Source organism: Saccharopolyspora mangrovi (assembly GCF_035320975.1).
GTDB classification, from domain to species: Bacteria; Actinomycetota; Actinomycetes; order Mycobacteriales; family Pseudonocardiaceae; genus Saccharopolyspora; species Saccharopolyspora mangrovi.
On record NZ_JAWLNX010000008.1, the window covers coordinates 254,706 to 269,910 of the forward strand.

Consider the following 15,205-nt stretch of genomic DNA (forward strand, 5'->3'; position numbering starts at 1 on the left):
CGCAACCCGAGCGCGCAGAACTTCATCTCACATCGCCGTCAGCGCGGCGAACCCGGCCGGCACCCCGGCCGGGAGGAACACCGGCCGCGACCAGGCCCCACACGAGCGAGGTGCACGACAACCCATGTCCGAGACGGCCGCGATCGCGGATCCTGACCGGCAGACCACGCCGCCGAGAGCCAACGTGCTGCTCGCCGTGCTGGTCGCCTCGGCGTTCGTGATGATCCTCAACGAGACGATCCTGAGCGTCGCGCTGCGCGACCTCACCGTCGACCTCCACGTGTCCACCACGACCGTGCAGTGGTTGACCAGCGGTTTCCTGCTGACGATGGCGGTGGTCATCCCGATCACCGGGTTCTTGCTGGAGCGCTTCACCCCGCGCCAGGTGTTCCTGGCCGCGATGACCCTGTTCAGCATCGGCACGCTGCTCAGCGCAGTGGCACCCGGGTTCGGGATGCTGCTGTTCGGCCGCATCGTGCAGGCATCCGGCACCGCGGTGATGCTGCCGCTGCTGATGACCTCGGCGATGCGGCTGGTCCCGGTCCACAAGCGCGGCGCCACGATGGGCACGATCACGATCGTCATCGCGGTCGCCCCGGCCGTGGGCCCGACCATCGGCGGCGCGGTGCTGTCCTCGCTGGGCTGGCGCTGGATGTTCTGGATCGTGCTGCCGCTGGCGCTGATCGCGCTGGCCATCGGCGCGGTGTGGATGCGCCTGGACAGCGAGACCCGCTCGGTGCCGCTGGACGTGCTGTCGGTGCTGCTGTCGGCGATCGGTTTCGGCGGCCTGCTCTACGGGCTGTCGGCGATCGGTGAGTCGGGCGGCTCGCACGCCGTCCCGCCGTGGGTGCCGCTGGTCGTCGGTGCCGCGTCGCTGGCGGTGTTCGTGGCCCGGCAGCTGCGGTTGCAGCGCGACGACAAGGCGCTGCTGGACCTGCGGCCCTTCAGCAACCGCGCGTTCGTGGTGTCGCTGGTGCTGGCCGCGCTGCTGTTCATGTGCCTGCTGGGCGCGGCGGCGATCCTGCTGCCGCTGTACCTGCAGACGGTGCTCAAGACCAGCACGTTCGTCAGCGGTCTCGCGGTGCTGCCGGGAGGTCTGCTGATGGGTCTGATGGGCCGGCCGGTCGGGCGGCTGTTCGACCGCATCGGCCCGCGTCCGCTGGTGATCCCCGGTGCGGCGGCGATGGCCGTGTCGCTGTGGCTGTTCGCCACGCTGACCCCGGAATCGCCGCTGGGCGCGGTGATCGGCTTCCACGTGCTGCTGATGCTGGGGCTGAGCCTGATGATGACGCCGCTGATGACCTCCTCGCTGGGCGCGCTCCCGGATCACCTGTACTCGCACGGCAGCGCGATCCTGGGCACGCTGCAGCAGGTCGCGGGTGCCTTCGGCACCGCGGTGTTCGTGACGGTCTCGTCGCTGACCTCGGCCAACCCGGCCGGCATCCCGGACGCGGCGGGCCTGCGCACGGCGTTCGTCGTGGCCGGTGTGGTCGGCGTGATCGCCTTCGTCACGGCCCTGTTCATCCGCAAGTCCGACGGGCAGGGCGCCTCGGCGGCCGCGGCCCACTGACCGCAACGCACGAACGCCGGGGGCGCGTGGACCACCACGCGCCCCCGGCGTTTTTCTCGTCTCAAGCGGAGTGCGCTCCGCACACCAGGACCGGCCTGCTCCAGGGAGTTCTACTTCCGGGAGCGCAGCAGCTTGGCGAACGCCTTGCCGTCCTTGGTGGGGTGGTGCAGGCGTCCGGCTGCCGCGTCGTCGATGAGGGCGTCGACCGTCTCCGACGCGCACGCGCGGTTGGCGCCGATCCCGCCCGCCGCACCGCGCTTGGCCCACCCGACAACGTAGGTGCCCGGCTGAACCCGGCCGCTCGTGTTCGGGATGACCCCGGTGTCCTCGTCGAACGGGAGCTGCGGGATCGGCACTCCGCGGCTGCCCACCGACCACAGCACCATGCCGGTCTCCACGTCCACCTCGCCCGAGCCGTCACCGACCCGGAGCGCCCGCACCTGCGGATCACCGACCGCCTCCACCGGGGCGGAGGAGAACCGCAGCACCAGGCGGCGGTCCCCGGCCGGGGACCGGCCCCAGTCGATGTCCTCGACCGGCAGCCCGCGCAGCAGCGCGGCGGTCGAGCCGTCCTCGGCGGCGGCGATCGCCGCGCCCGCACCGCCGTGGCCGTCGACCACGATGCGACCGTTCAACCGCTGCTGCATGCCGACCCACTCCGAGCGCGTGAACGCCGCGTGCTCAGGACCCCGCCGCGCCAGCAGCACGACCTCGCGGACCTTGCTCTTGCGCAGCGCGGCGAGCGCGTGCTCGGCGATCGGGGTGCCGACCAGCTCGTCGGGGTCGCTGAGCAGCAGCCGCGCCGCGTCCAGCGCGACGTTGCCGTTGCCCACGATCACCACCCGCTCGGCCGACAGCTCCACTGCGTCGGCAGCCATGTCCGGGTGCCCGTTGCACCAGCCGACGAACTCGCGCGCGGCGAGCGTGCCGGGCAGGTGCTCACCGGGCAGGCCGAGCTCGCGGTGACCGGGCGCGCCGACGGCGTAGATCACCGCGTTGTGGTGCTCGGTCAGCTCGGCGTGGCTGATCTGGCGCCCCACTTCCACGCCCAGGTGCATGCGCACCCGGGGGTGCTTGTAGCTGGTCGCGAAGGTGTGCTCGATCTGCTTGGTGCTGGGGTGGTCCGGCGCGACGCCGAACTTGATCAGGCCGCCCGGCGTCGTCATCCGGTCGATCAGCGTGATCTCCGCGTCGGTCGAGCGCAGCAGGGACTGCACCGCGTAGCCGGCGGCAGGCCCAGTTCCCACGACCGCGACGCTCGGCGCAGCGGCGTGCGTCGGCAGCGATCGTGGGAACTGCGGCTTTCCCCAGGGGTAGTCAGCCGGGACCTCGGAGAACCGCTCCCGGTTGATGTCGGCGTGCACGGACAGCTCACCGGTGAGCTTGTCGATCGGGAACACCGCGTCCACCGGGCACGCATCGGCGCAGGCGCCGCAACCGATGCAGGCGCGCGGGTCGATGTAGAGCCGGTCGGTGGTGCCGAAGTCGGGCTCGTCCGGGGTGGGGTGGATGCAGTTGACCGGGCACACCGAGATGCACGATGCGTCGGCGCAACAGGATTGCGTGATCGCGTAGGTCATCGCCGTGGGCTCAGATCATGTGCACGCGCTTGTACAGCGCGGTGGAGGTACGGGTGAGCAGGCCGGCGTCGTCGAGGAACTCCATCAGACCGGCGCTGGCGTTGCGCATCAGCGACTTGCGGTGCTGGTTGGACTTGACCTCCGCCAGCGCGCGCTTGGTGTCGATCCCGACCGCGGCGTAGACCTTCGGGCTGACCAGGGCGTTGACGATGACGTAGGCGGCAATGCTGATGATCGCGGCGCTGACGTGGCGCTTGACCCGCCCGACGCTCTGCATGTGCTCCTTGATCTCCTCCCGGGCGAACTTCATGTGCCGGGATTCCTCGACCACGTGGATCTTGGAGCTGGTGCGCACGATGTCGAGGACGTTGTCGCCGCGCATCCAGTCGCGCTGCATCACGTCGAGCACCTCTTCGGCGACCAGTCCGGCGCCGTAGGCCACCTCGCCCGTCGCGAGGCTCTTGAGCCCCCGCGCGAGCTCGATGACGAACCTGCTGGGGAAGTACGCCGGGACCTCGAGCTTCTGGCAGATGCGGGCGAACATGATCGAGTGCCGGCACTCGTCGGCGACCTCGGTCAGGGCGAACTGGAACTCGGAGTTCGCGGGGTCCTTGACGTACTGGTCCCGTAGGATCATCTGCTGGAGGATCATCTCGAACCAGATGCCGGTGCTCATGATCGAGCAGACTTCGTGCCTGGTCAGCGCGATCCGCTGCTGCTCGGTGAGCTCATCCCACAGCTTGGTCCCGTAGAGCGTGCTCCACTCGGGGTTGAGGCCGTACTGGTCCTCGGGAAGCGGGCTCTCCCAGTCGATCTCCGTGCTCGGATCGTAGGAGAGCGTCTGTGAGGACTCCAGCAGGCGGCTGGAGAAGTCCTGCTCGGCGCTCTGGCCGGCAACACCGACGGCGGTCATTGCGCACCTCCGCAGTTCGTCGTACTCGAAGTAACAGGAACAGACTGTACCCCATAAATGCGCGGTTGCGGAGCCCCTCTTTTCCGGCGGATAGACTTCGTGGGTGACCGCATCAACGACAGGGCAGGTGGACGGGCGCAGCGCCCGGTGGGCCGGGTACCGGGAGAAGCGGCGGAAAGAGCTGGTCGATGCGGCGCTGAAAGCCATCGCCAAGCACGGCCCCGACGTGTCGGTCGAGCTGATGGCGGAGGAAGCCGGCGTGGCGCGGCCCCGGCTGTACAAGTACTTCAACGACACCGCGGACCTGGGCGCGGCCATCGCCGAGCGGGTGGCCGAGATGGTCACCGCCGAGCTCGCGCCGATGTTCAACCCGCGCGGCACGCCGAGGGAGATGATCCGCGCCGCGATCGGCGCGCACACCAACTGGCTCGCCGAGCACGGCAACCTCTACCGGTACCTGAGCATGAACTCGGCGACCGGCGAGTCCGGGCAGAACGTCGTCGCCGACGTCAAGACGGTCATCGCCCGCCAGGTGACAGGGCTGTTCCAGCACTTCCTGGACCAGTTCGGCATCCAGATCCCGGTCGTGCAGCCGCTGGCCTTCGGCATCGTCGGGCTCGTCGAGTCCACTGCGGGCAGCTGGCTGCAGGAGCCGGACGGGCTCACCCTGGACGAGCTCACCGACTGGCTCTGCGACTGGACCTGGCAGCTGCTCGACCAGTCGCTGCAGGTCTACGGCCTCGAGCTGGACCCGGATCTGCCGCTGGCAGAAGCGGATCCAGCCGAGAGCTGACCGCTCAGAGCATGTGCGCCTGCTTGTAGACCGACACTGCGGGCGGTGTGAGCAGGCCTGCTTCGTCGAGGAATCCCATCAGGCCCGCGCAGGCGTTGCGCAGCATGGACTTCCGGTGCTCGTTGGCTGCCGCTGCCGCAACGCCGTCCCGGGGTCGGATCCCGACCGCCTTGTAGACGTGCGGGCTGACCAGGCTGGTGATGATCGCGTAGGCGACGCCGGCGATCAGCAGCGCGCTGGCCTGGCGCTGCAGCGGCCCGATGCCCTGCACGTGCGCCTTGGTCTCCTCCCGGGCGAACTTCATGTGCCGGGATTCCTCGACCACGTGGATCTTGGAGCTGGTGCGCACGACGTCGATCACCCGGTCGTCGCGCATGAAGTCGCGCTGCATCACGTCGAGCACCTCCTCGGCGACGAGCGTGCCCGCGTAGGCGACCTCACCACCCGCGACGCTCTTGAAGACGCGGGCCAGCTCGACGACCGCCTTGTGCGGCAGGTAGAGGGGCAGCTCCAGCTTCTGGCAGATGCGGGCGAACATGATCGAGTGCCGGCACTCGTCGGCGATCTCGGTGAGCGCGAACTGGAACTCGGAGTTGGCCGGGTTCTTCACGTACTGATCGCGCAGCAGCATCTGCTGCAGGATCATCTCGAACCAGATGCCGGTGCTCATGATAGAGCCGACTTCGTGCCTGGTCAGCGTGATCCGCTGCGCTTCGCTCAGCTCGTCCCAGAGGGGTGTGCCGTACAGGGTGCTCCACTCCGGGCTCAACCCGTACTGGTCGGGCGGGAGCGGAGCGTCCCAGTCGATCTCGGTCATCGGGTCGTAGGACAACATCTGCGACGACTCCAGCAGTCGGCTGGAGAAGTCGTGCTCCACGTCCTGGACGGCGGTCATGTCCACACCTCCGCGCACTACGTTGTACTGGAAGTAACAGGAACACGACCGTACCCCATATTTTCTTGTTTCTGAACTCGCCAGGACCGGTGAGCCGATCAGGGCTTTTCGCGCGTCTTGGCCGCCTTCTCGGCCTTGGCGGCCTTGCGCGCCTGGGCGCGTTCCTCCTCGCGGCGCGCTTCGACGCGGGTGGTGCGCTCCTGCTGGAGCCACTCGGGGTCCTCGTCGCGGATCGCGTTGATCTGCTCGGTGGTCAGCGGGTCCGCGTAGCCGTTGCGGGTCAGCCCGCTGATCGAGACGCCGAGCTTCGCCGCGACGACCGGACGCGGGTGCGGGCCGTTGCGGCGCAGGTCGCGCAGCCACTCCGGCGGGTCGGCCTGCAGCGCGTTGAGCTCGTCGCGCGAGACGACGCCCTCCTGGAACTCGGCGGGGGTGGCTTCCAGCAGCACACCCAGCTTCTTGGCCGCCGTGGCGGGCTTCATCGTCTGGACGGTTTTGCGCGACGTCATCCGACCAGCGTAACCGGCGACTCCGGTCGGTAGTCTGGCCCCGTGAACGACCCGGCCACCGCCTTCGACCTCGCCTACGTCCCCGGGGTGACGCCCGACAAGTGGGCGCGCAAGTGGCAGGAGCGCGAACCCCGGGTTCCGCTCAACCTCCTGCAAACCCCGGCCGCCGAGGCGACCGGCTCGGTCCGCGGGGGAGAGGTGGACGCGGCGCTGCTGCGGTTGCCGATCGACCGCACCGGACTGCACGCCATCCCGCTCTACACCGAGCAGACGGTGGTCGTCGTCCCCAAGGACCACCTGGTCGCGGCCGCCGACGAGGTGACCCCGGAGGACCTGGCCGAGGACGTGGTGCTGCACCCGCTCGACGACACCCTCGACTGGGAGCGCCCGCCGGGACTTCCGGCGGTCGAGCGCCCGGCCACCACCGCCGACGCCATCGTGCTGGTCGCCGCCGGGGTCGGCCTGCTGGTCGTGCCGCAGTCGCTGGCCCGGCTGCACCACCGCAAGGACCTCACCTACCGGCCGATCAGCGACGTTCCGGAGTCCACCGTCGCGCTGACCTGGATCGAAGGCGAGACCACCGATCTGATGGAGCAGTTCATCGGGATCGTCCGCGGCCGCACCGCCAACAGCACGCGCGGCAAGCAGCAGCCCGAACCCGCTCGCAAGGCCAAGAAGGGCCCCGCCAAGCCCGCAACGCGCAAGCCCCCGCCTCGTCGTGGACCGGCGCCGGGGAAGGGCCGCAAACCGCGTCGTCGCTGAGCCCCGATGGGGTGATCGACGTGGAATGCGCACCGGTCTCGTGGTGTTGTCGTGGTCACATCCGGTTCTGCGATGGAGGTTACGACGATGCCGTTGACCGGCGAGTACGCGCCGAGCCCGACCGAGTTCGTCCGCGAGCAGGTCGAGAAGTACGAGAGCTCCGGCGGTACCGAGGGCACGACGATGCACGGCTACCCGGTGGTGCTGCTGACCACCAAGGGCGCCAAGTCCGGCAAGATCCGCAAGACGCCGCTGATGCGCGTCGAGCACGACGGGCGCTACGCCGTCATCGCCTCGCTGGGCGGTGCTCCGCAAAACCCCGTCTGGTACCACAACATTCGCGCCAACCCGACCGTGGAGCTGCAGGACGGCCCGGTGCGCGGGGACTACACCGCGCGCGAGCTCGACGGCGATGAGCGGGAGCTGTGGTGGGACCGCGCGGTCGCCGCGTTCCCGAACTACGCCGAGTACCAGACCAAGACCGACCGCAAGATCCCCGTCGTGCTGCTGGAGCCCGTCGAGTCCTGAGCGGATTCGCCGGCGGAGCGACGAAAAACGGCTTCCGGGATCGCCCCGGAAGCCGTTCTTCGCGTTCGTGGCTGCTACGAACCGATGGTGGCCATCGGTTCTGCGTTGGCGCGCTTGTGGCGTCCGCGGGAGATCAGCCACCAGCCCACCGCGATGACCGCGACGATGCCCGGGATCGAGAAGAACGCGACCCGCTCGGCGCCGTCGGAGAAGCCCATCAGGACGATGACCAGCGCGAGGAAGCCCAGCGTTGCCCAGCTCGTGTACGGCGCGCCCGGCATCCGGTAGCTCGGCCGCTCGATCTCGCCGCGAAGGGCCTTGGTGCGCAACCGCATCTGGCAGATCACCAGCGTCGCCCAGGTGGCTACCACGCCGAGCGAGGCGATGGCCGTGGCGATCTCGAACGCCTGCTCCGGAACGATGCCGTTGAGGATGACGCCGAGCACGAAAGCCGCTGCGGTGAACAGGATTCCGCCGTAGGGGACGCGGCGCTTGTTCATCTTCGCGGCGAACCTCGGGGCCTCGCCGTCGTTGGCCAGCGCCCGCAGGATCCGGCCCGTCGAGTACAGACCGGAGTTGCACGACGACAGCGCGGCGGTGAGCACCACGGCGTTCATCAGGTCGCCGACGCCGGGGATCCCCAGGCGGGAGAACACGGTGACGAACGGGCTCTCGTCCGCGTTGAACACCGTCCACGGCAGCAGCATCGCCAGCAGCAGCACGGAACCGACGTAGAAGATCGCGATCCGCCACACCACGCCGTTGATGGCCTTCGGCAGCACCTTGTGGGGCTCCTTGGCCTCGCCGGCGGTGATGCCGACCATCTCGATCGCCGAGTAGGCGAAGACCACCGACTGCATCGCCATCAGGGTGACGCCGAAGCCGCTGGGGAAGAACCCGCCGTGCGAGGTGAGGTTGGCCGGTCCGGCCGGGGCCCCGCCGATGTCGGTGGCGGTGAACACCAGGCCCAGGCCCACGACCAGGAACACCACGATCGCCAGCACCTTGACCAGCGAGAACCAGAACTCCAGCTCGCCGAACAGCTTCACCGACACCAGGTTGACCGCCAGCAGCACGCCCAGCGCGATCAGCGCCGTGATCCACTGCGGCAGGTCCGGCAGCCACCGGTGCACGTAGATGGCGACCGCCGTGATCTCCGCGATGCCGGTCATGGCCCAGTTCAGCCAGTACATCCAGCCCGAGGCGAAACCGGCCCACGGGCCGATGAACTCGCGGGCGTACTCCACGAAGCTGCCGGCGACCGGCCGGTGCAGCACCAGTTCACCGAGGGCGCGCATGACGAAGAACGCGGCCAGACCGCAGAGCGCGTAGGCGACCACCAGCGACGGGCCGACCGTGGCGAGCTTGCCACCCGCACCCAGGAAGAGCCCGACGCCGATCGCTCCGCCGATGGCGATCATCTGCACCTGGCGGTTGCCGAGCGACTTCGAATAGCCCTCGGCGTCGGTCGTGGGCGGGGTGTCCGGCCCTGACCGCAACGATGAATCCACGAAACCAAGTCCCTTCGTGACCAGGACACGCCGGAGAAAAGCGACGTCCAGGCGGTTTTCGCGCCGGTGCTAGGTCATCCGGCGGGGCGATACTAGTCATCGGGATTTCGCGTTCGTGTTGCCCACGAGTCAGTTCCGGCTGTTCGCCAGCGGTCTTTCCCAGAATCGGCGGTGTGCGGTCCCGGTCTCGTCGTCGCTGGTGGGTGGTCGTTTCGATGATCTCGGCCCGAGGGCGGCTAGGCCGTCCAGCTGCGTGCCGCGTCGGCCTTCGTCGCCAACGGGGCCTGATCAAATGGGAATTTCCCGCCCGCTCCAGCGGCCGCCGAAAAGGTCGAAAAGGGCGAACGGCCCGCGTTGGAAATGTGACGCTCGTTACTCGCGAACAACTCGTGTTCGGCTGATTACGCACCGGTTCTTCGCGGATGCCACGCTGCGTTAATTGGGGGTTCGCGCACTGCATCGCAATTATTGCTGCGCGTGACCGGCTGTGTGCGGACCGTTTTGGCCGGGGGAAGTGGATCGCCCCGAGCCGATCGTTAGCCGTGCCTGTGACCAGGGGAGACGATCACGTGACGAGGAGTGAGATGGTGGCGCGGGCCTCAATAGATTGCTCCATTCGGCCCATTAAAGGATCGTCGCTTGGCGTAAGGATATGAAGTTGTAATGATCCCGCCTTGAAACGGAGACCTAGATGCCCCGGCTCGCAGTTGCGGTAGTCCCGATCGGATTGGCCGCAGCACTGGGCCTCGGTGCATTGGCAAGCGCCGAAACATCGACCCCGCAGAGCGTGAACGCCGCTACGCAACCGGTCGGTGTGCAGAGCCCCTCCCCCGCCCTGTCCCCGGCAATCCCCGAAGCCCCCGCTCCCGTCGCCTTGGCCCCGTCGGCTCCCGCCGCTGCCCCCGCAGCGCCGGCCGCCCCGAAGGCCGAGGAGAAGCCCGCGGAAGTCAAGCCGCAGTCGGTCACGAAGTCTCTCCCCGTCAACTACGAGGCTCAGAAGACCGGCTACTGGTGCGGCCCCGCGGCGACGCGGATCGCCATGTCCAGCAAGACCGGCGACCTGCCGTCGCAGACCGCTCTGGCCAGCGTGCTCGGCACCACCGAGAACGGCACCGACCACGTCGGTCTGGTCGCTGACGGCATGAACAAGCTGCTCGGCTCCACCGGCGCGCACTACGTCGCCAAGGACCTCAGCAGCCGCGAGGTCTCCCCGGAGATGACCAAGGAGCTGTGGGACGACACCGTCCGCAACATCGACGACGGCAAGGCGATGGTCGCCAACATCGTCGCGCCGCCCGGCAACCAGCCTCCCGGTTACCCGTCGAGCCAGACGATCTACCACTACGTGTCGATCGTGGGCTACGACTCCGAGAAGCAGAACGTCCAGATCGCCGACCCGGCGAACTTCGGCGGCAACAAGGAGTACTGGCTCAGCCTCGACCAGCTGACCTCCCTGGTCCAGCCTCGCGGCTACGTCGCCTGATCACCTCCGGGTGAGTTGACCACTGCGGCGGTCCCCTGCGGAAGGGGGCCGCCGCAGTCGTCTGCCCGGGGACAACCTCGTCGCGCGACGACGAGGGAATCCGGTGCGGTTCAGAGCGTGAAGGAAGCCAGGTTGTAGCCGCCCACGGTGGCGTTGCGGTCGACTCCGCCGGGGATTCCGGGAACCTTCCCGGCGTCGCTGTGCTGGTGCAGCGCGAGGCGCGGGTGCCCCCAGCCGGGGTTGCCGGGGTCGCCGTTGTAGCGGGCGATCCACAGCAGCACGTCGTCACCGGCCCACCGGTTGGGGTCGATGATGTTCTGGAACCAGTTCAGGCTCGAGTACACCAGCACGCCCCGGACCCCGGTCGCGATGCGCAGCAGCCGGACGAACTCGGCGATGAAGCCGTTCGGGTCGGGGATCTCGGGGTCCTCCATGTCGAGCATCGGCCACATGTTGCCGGGCTCCTTGAGCCCGTGCTGGCCCAGCCACCACGCGAAGTGCCCCACCTGCGGGTCGATGGCCCCGGGCCGGGCGAAGTGGTAGCCGCCGGTGACGACGCCCGCGCCGCGTGCTCCGGCGGTGTGCCCTCCGGCCGCGTCGTCGACCCAGCTCTGGCCCTCGGTGAGCTTCATGCTCGCGAAGGTGATGTTGTTGCCGCGGACGGCCGCCCAGTCGTCGACGGCGTTGTGGTGGCTGATGTCGATCCCGTAGTCCATCTCGGGCCCCTCATCGTGGTGTGCTCGGGTTGCGCAACGCTCGCGAGGGCACGCGACGAGGGTGCCGTCGGCGTTCCCCTGGGCCGGACGGTCGGCTGCGCTGGTGATCAACCCATGTTGGGCACACGGTCTCAAGAAAGGATCGCCCTGTGGGGTGAACGGCCGGAATTCGCACGTTTGGAGCACCCGGACGTCGCAGTGCGAGTTGGTGCGTCCGGCGCAGCCGCGGCGGCCCTGGCCGCGGTGGTGACCTCCGCGGGTGCACCGGGTTCCTGGACGCCAGGTGTTGATCTTTGGAACAATCGGGTGGTTGCCTGCCGAAGGAGCACGATGAGCGACGGCGTTCAGGAAATGCGCACGGACGTGGCGCACGGCGCGCGGATCTACGACTACATCCTGGGCGGCAAGGACAACTACGCCGTCGACCGCGCCGCCGCGGAGGCGTCCCAGCAGGTCTGGCCGGCGCTGCCGGTGCACATGCGCGCCAACCGCGAGTTCATGCACCGCGCCGGCCGTTTCCTGGCCACGGAGTGCGGTGTCGACCAGTTCCTGGACATCGGCACCGGCATCCCGACCAGCCCGAACCTGCACGAGGTCGTGCAGGAGGTGAAGCGGGACGCGCGCATCGTCTACACCGACAACGACCCGATCGTGCTCGCCCACGCCCGCGCGCTGATGTCGCGCACCGGCCAGGGCGCGACGGCCTACGTCGACGCCGACCTGCGCGACCCCGACACGATCCTGGGCTCGCGCGAGTTCCGCGAGACCCTCGACCCCGACCGGCCGATCGGGTTGATGCTGATCGCGGTCGTGCACTTCATCGAGGACGACGAGGAGGCCCTCGACGTGGTCCGCCGCATCGTCGACGTGCTGCCCCCGGGCAGCTACGTGGCCGCCACGATCGCCACCGACGACTACGCCCCGGAGCTCCTGGCGGAGGTCCGCCGCGCGTACCGCGAGCACGGCGAAACCCTCAAGTTCCGCGACCACGGCACGGCGCTGCGCTTCTTCGACGGCCTCGAGGTCCTCGACCCCGGCCTGGTCCAGATGCACAAGTGGCGCCCCGACGACCTCGCATCCCCGCAGGTCCCTGAGGCCGACATCGCCATGTACGCGGCGATAGCGCGCAAGCCCTGATTCAGGCCCGGGCCGGGCGGGTGGCGATCTGCTGGGTCTGGGGTTCCGCCGGCGAGATGGCCGGGCTCGCCTTGGGCTGCGGGCCGGTGGCCTGCGCAGTGGTCTCCTGCGGGCCGGTGGGCTGAGCGGCGACGGCCTGGTTGAGCTGGGTCTGCTGCGAGGCGTTGGTCTGCGCCTGCTGCGGGGTGGAGAGGTTCGAGCTGACGATGCGCTGGAGGTTGCGGTGCGCGTTGTTGAGCTCGTGGCGCATGCCGTGGACCTGCTTGGTGAGCGTGTCGCCCTCGCCGAGGGTGTTGGTCTCGACCGCGCGCAGCAGCACGCCGATGTGACCGTGCAGCCGCTGGTGCACCTCGGCGAAGGTGGCGACCTGCTGCTGCATCTCCAGCGGCGGCTGGGTGCGGGCGATCGCCTTGATCATGGTGTCCTGCCAGCGCTGCCCGGCCTGCCGGTAGTGGCGGTCGGCGGCCGTGCGGTAGTGCGGGGCGACCTGCGAGTCCAGCGAGACGCGGATGAGCTCGTGGCAGCTGCTGACCAGCTCGCGGGCGGCGGTGGTCAGCGCGTAGGCCCACTCCCACTGCTCGGCCTGCGTGCTGGCCTGGCGCTCCTGGCGCGCGTCGTCGAGCTGTCTGCGGGACAGCTTCACCTGCTCCCAGGCGTGTTCGGCCTGCTCGGTGGCGGTCGTGGCGGCGCGTCCGGTCTTGTCCGCGTTGGCCTCGACGGCGGCCGCCAGCCGGCGCACGGCTTCGGCGCGCTGCGTGGTCTCCTCGGCGGTCTTGCGGACCGACCACAGCAGCCATCCGGCGACGCCGGCGGCGATGATTGCCAGGACTGCCGGGATCCACGTGGCCAGTGCGTCCATCCCCATGTGGACGACCATGACACATCCTCGGTTGCTCCGGTCGGCCGCATGAGCAAAAACTCAAGAAGAACACTGCCCGTAGTGACGATGTCACGCAGCGAAACGGCAGTCGGTGAACGCGGTCTCCGCTTGGCGCGGGCGAAAGTCGGCACTGCTCGCACGCTTTCAACCCGGAGTGGCCTATCGTGCACGCGAGGTCAGGTCGGTCGAACGAGGAGGGGCATGTACGCGAGGTACGTCGCGATCGGCGACAGCCAGACCGAGGGCGTCGGTGACGGCGACGATCTCCGAGGCCTGCGCGGCTGGGCCGATCGGCTCGCCGAGAAGCTGGCCGCGCTGAACCCCGACCTGCGCTACGCCAACCTCGCGGTCCGCGGCAAGCTGATCGACCAGGTGCTCACCGAGCAGCTCCAGCCCGCGCTGGAGCTCGAACCCGACCTGGTCAGCGTCGTGGCCGGCCTCAACGACATGCTCCGCAGCGAGTGTGACGGCGAGGCGATCGCAGCCCGCCTGGAGAAGATGATCGCCGCGTTCACCGAGACCGGTGCGCGGGTGGTCACCGTGACCTACCCGGACATCGGCAAGGTGGCCCCGATCGCGCGCCGCTGGCAGCCGCGGATCACCGAGTTCAACGCGCGGGTGCGCGAGATCGCCGCGAAGCACGGCGCGACCCTCGTCGAGGTCGACCTGCACCCGGTGTGCGCCGACCCCAGGATCTGGAGCTCCGACCGGCTGCACCTCAACCCCGACGGGCACGCGTTGCTCGCCGCCGCTGCCGCCAGCGCGCTGGAACTGCCCGGCAGCGACCGGTCCTGGAGCGAGCCGCTGCCCGCACGCGCCGAACCGGGCCTGCTGCGCGCGGTGTGGGCCGAAATCCGTTGGGCCGCCGTCTTCCTCGTCCCGTGGGTGTGGCGCCGGATCACCGGACGCTCGTCGGGTGACGGGCGCAGCGCCAAACGTCCGGAGCTGGCGCCGTTCCGGTGATCACAGCGAACCGCCCGCGTCGATGACCTGGGTCGTCCCGGTGAGGTACCTGCCCGAGTCGCGGACGAGGTGCAGCACGGTGTCGGTGGCGTCGGAGGCTTCCAGCGCGGCGACCGGCAGCTCGTTGATCGACAGCAGCACCTCGTCGAAGTCCGCGCGCCCTGGCTCGTCCAGGTCGGGCCGGAACAGGCGGTAGGTCGAGTCGTTGAGGATCATCTCGGTGGCCACGGTCGTCGGGTGCACGGTGTTGACCCGGATGTTGTGCGGTGCGAGTTCCTTCGCCATCACCCTCATCATCATGACCAGGCCCGCCTTGGCGGCCGCGTAGTGCGCGGTGTTGTCGTTGACCTGCAGGGCGGCCAGCGAGCTGGTGATGACCACCGAGCCGCCGCGGCCACCGCTGATGATGTGCGGCACCGAGGCCCTGAGCGACTTGAACACGCCGGTCAGGTGGACGTCGATCAGGTCCTGCCAGGTCTCATCGTGAAAGTCGGTGCGGCGCTGAAGATCCCGGCGTTGGCCAGCACGATGTCGAGCCGCCCGAAGCGCTCGGCGCCTTCGTCCGCGGCGGACGTCAACGCCGCGGAGTCGCGAACGTCGGCCTCGCGCACCAGGATTCGGCGCCCGGTCGCCTCCACCGCGCGGGCGGTCTCCGCGAGGTCCTAGGCGACGGTGCCGACCTCCGCCGGCGCGTCGACGGCGATGATGTCCGCGCCCTCCTCGGCGAGCCGGATCGCGTGGCTGCGTCCTTGCCCGCGCCCCGCGCCGGTGATGAACGCGACCTGCCCGTCGAGCTTGCCCATGCGCACTCCGCTTCCTGGATCGGCGACGGAGCAGACGCTACGAGGCGCCGCAGGACCGGTCGATCGTCCGTTCGCACTCCCGCATCCGCCGCTCAGTCACTTGACCGAGGCCGTCGGGTGCGCGCCTCGGGCGCCGTCGGCGTCACCAGGCGTGCCCTGACG

15 protein-coding genes and 1 pseudogene are annotated in these 15,205 nt (G+C 69.3%); 7 read left to right on the plus strand and 9 right to left on the minus strand.

Features of this window, described 5'->3' with window-relative positions:
- Positions 1–124: 124 nt before the first annotated feature.
- On the plus strand, positions 125–1,570 hold the full coding sequence (locus tag R4I43_RS14440) for a DHA2 family efflux MFS transporter permease subunit (protein WP_324266121.1): 1,446 nt from the start codon (positions 125–127) through the stop codon (positions 1,568–1,570).
- A 110-nt stretch (positions 1,571–1,680) separates the two neighbouring features.
- Here the strand turns inward: R4I43_RS14440 and R4I43_RS14445 are convergent, their stop codons facing one another.
- Together R4I43_RS14445 and R4I43_RS14450 are read right to left on the minus strand one after the other, a co-directional pair.
- Positions 1,681–3,150, minus strand: coding sequence for a 4Fe-4S binding protein (locus R4I43_RS14445; RefSeq protein ID WP_324266122.1), 1,470 nt, complete (start codon positions 3,148–3,150; stop codon positions 1,681–1,683).
- Between the two features lie 10 nt (positions 3,151–3,160).
- Positions 3,161–4,063 carry an AurF N-oxygenase family protein gene (locus R4I43_RS14450; RefSeq protein ID WP_324266123.1) on the minus strand — a complete coding sequence of 301 codons (903 nt, stop codon included), beginning with the start codon at positions 4,061–4,063 and terminating at the stop codon, positions 3,161–3,163.
- A gap of 103 nt (positions 4,064–4,166) precedes the next feature.
- Between R4I43_RS14450 and R4I43_RS14455 the strand changes: the two genes are divergently transcribed.
- Positions 4,167–4,856, plus strand: a complete 690-nt coding sequence (locus tag R4I43_RS14455) for a TetR/AcrR family transcriptional regulator (protein WP_324266124.1) — start codon at positions 4,167–4,169, stop codon at positions 4,854–4,856.
- Positions 4,857–4,860: 4 nt separating this feature from the next.
- Here the strand turns inward: R4I43_RS14455 and R4I43_RS14460 are convergent, their stop codons facing one another.
- Positions 4,861–5,751 (minus strand): AurF N-oxygenase family protein, encoded by an 891-nt coding sequence (locus R4I43_RS14460; protein ID WP_324266125.1) that lies wholly within the window; start codon positions 5,749–5,751, stop codon positions 4,861–4,863.
- Between the two features lie 98 nt (positions 5,752–5,849).
- On the minus strand, positions 5,850–6,260 hold the full coding sequence (locus R4I43_RS14465; RefSeq protein WP_324266126.1) for a DUF5997 family protein: 411 nt from the start codon (positions 6,258–6,260) through the stop codon (positions 5,850–5,852).
- Positions 6,261–6,302: 42 nt separating this feature from the next.
- Here R4I43_RS14465 and R4I43_RS14470 point away from each other — a divergent pair, with 42 nt between their 5' ends.
- Both R4I43_RS14470 and R4I43_RS14475 read left to right on the plus strand, forming a co-directional pair.
- Positions 6,303–7,022 carry a LysR family substrate-binding domain-containing protein gene (locus tag R4I43_RS14470; protein WP_324266127.1) on the plus strand — a complete coding sequence of 240 codons (720 nt, stop codon included), beginning with the start codon at positions 6,303–6,305 and terminating at the stop codon, positions 7,020–7,022.
- Positions 7,023–7,109: 87 nt separating this feature from the next.
- Positions 7,110–7,550 (plus strand): nitroreductase family deazaflavin-dependent oxidoreductase, encoded by a 441-nt coding sequence (locus tag R4I43_RS14475; protein ID WP_324266128.1) that lies wholly within the window; start codon positions 7,110–7,112, stop codon positions 7,548–7,550.
- A 74-nt stretch (positions 7,551–7,624) separates the two neighbouring features.
- Here R4I43_RS14475 and R4I43_RS14480 read toward each other — a convergent pair whose 3' ends face one another.
- A complete protein-coding gene (locus R4I43_RS14480; RefSeq protein WP_407691248.1) occupies positions 7,625–9,061 on the minus strand; it encodes an amino acid permease in 1,437 nt (478 codons plus the stop codon).
- A gap of 787 nt (positions 9,062–9,848) precedes the next feature.
- Here R4I43_RS14480 and R4I43_RS14485 point away from each other — a divergent pair.
- On the plus strand, positions 9,849–10,544 hold the full coding sequence (locus tag R4I43_RS14485) for a C39 family peptidase (protein WP_324266129.1): 696 nt from the start codon (positions 9,849–9,851) through the stop codon (positions 10,542–10,544).
- A gap of 110 nt (positions 10,545–10,654) precedes the next feature.
- Here the strand turns inward: R4I43_RS14485 and R4I43_RS14490 are convergent, their stop codons facing one another.
- A complete protein-coding gene (locus R4I43_RS14490) occupies positions 10,655–11,260 on the minus strand; it encodes a glycoside hydrolase family 25 protein (protein ID WP_324266130.1) in 606 nt (201 codons plus the stop codon).
- A gap of 330 nt (positions 11,261–11,590) precedes the next feature.
- Here R4I43_RS14490 and R4I43_RS14495 point away from each other — a divergent pair, with 330 nt between their 5' ends.
- Entirely contained in the window at positions 11,591–12,397 is an 807-nt protein-coding gene (locus tag R4I43_RS14495; protein WP_324266131.1) for an SAM-dependent methyltransferase, read from the plus strand.
- A gap of 1 nt (position 12,398) precedes the next feature.
- Here the strand turns inward: R4I43_RS14495 and R4I43_RS14500 are convergent, their stop codons facing one another.
- Complete coding sequence (locus R4I43_RS14500) at positions 12,399–13,274, minus strand: hypothetical protein (RefSeq protein ID WP_324266132.1); 876 nt, start codon at positions 13,272–13,274, stop codon at positions 12,399–12,401.
- Between the two features lie 204 nt (positions 13,275–13,478).
- On the opposite strand from R4I43_RS14500, the gene R4I43_RS14505 reads away from it, so the two are divergent.
- Positions 13,479–14,240, plus strand: a complete 762-nt coding sequence (locus R4I43_RS14505) for an SGNH/GDSL hydrolase family protein (RefSeq protein ID WP_324266133.1) — start codon at positions 13,479–13,481, stop codon at positions 14,238–14,240.
- Here R4I43_RS14505 and R4I43_RS14510 read toward each other — a convergent pair.
- Both R4I43_RS14510 and R4I43_RS14520 read right to left on the minus strand, forming a co-directional pair.
- Positions 14,241–14,878 (minus strand): annotated as a pseudogene (locus R4I43_RS14510) (SDR family oxidoreductase).
- 24 nt (positions 14,879–14,902) lie between these two features.
- The gene (locus R4I43_RS14520; protein ID WP_324266135.1) at positions 14,903–15,043 is read right to left on the minus strand and encodes a hypothetical protein; all 141 of its coding nucleotides are present in this window, start codon (positions 15,041–15,043) and stop codon (positions 14,903–14,905) included.
- Positions 15,044–15,205 lie beyond the last annotated feature (162 nt).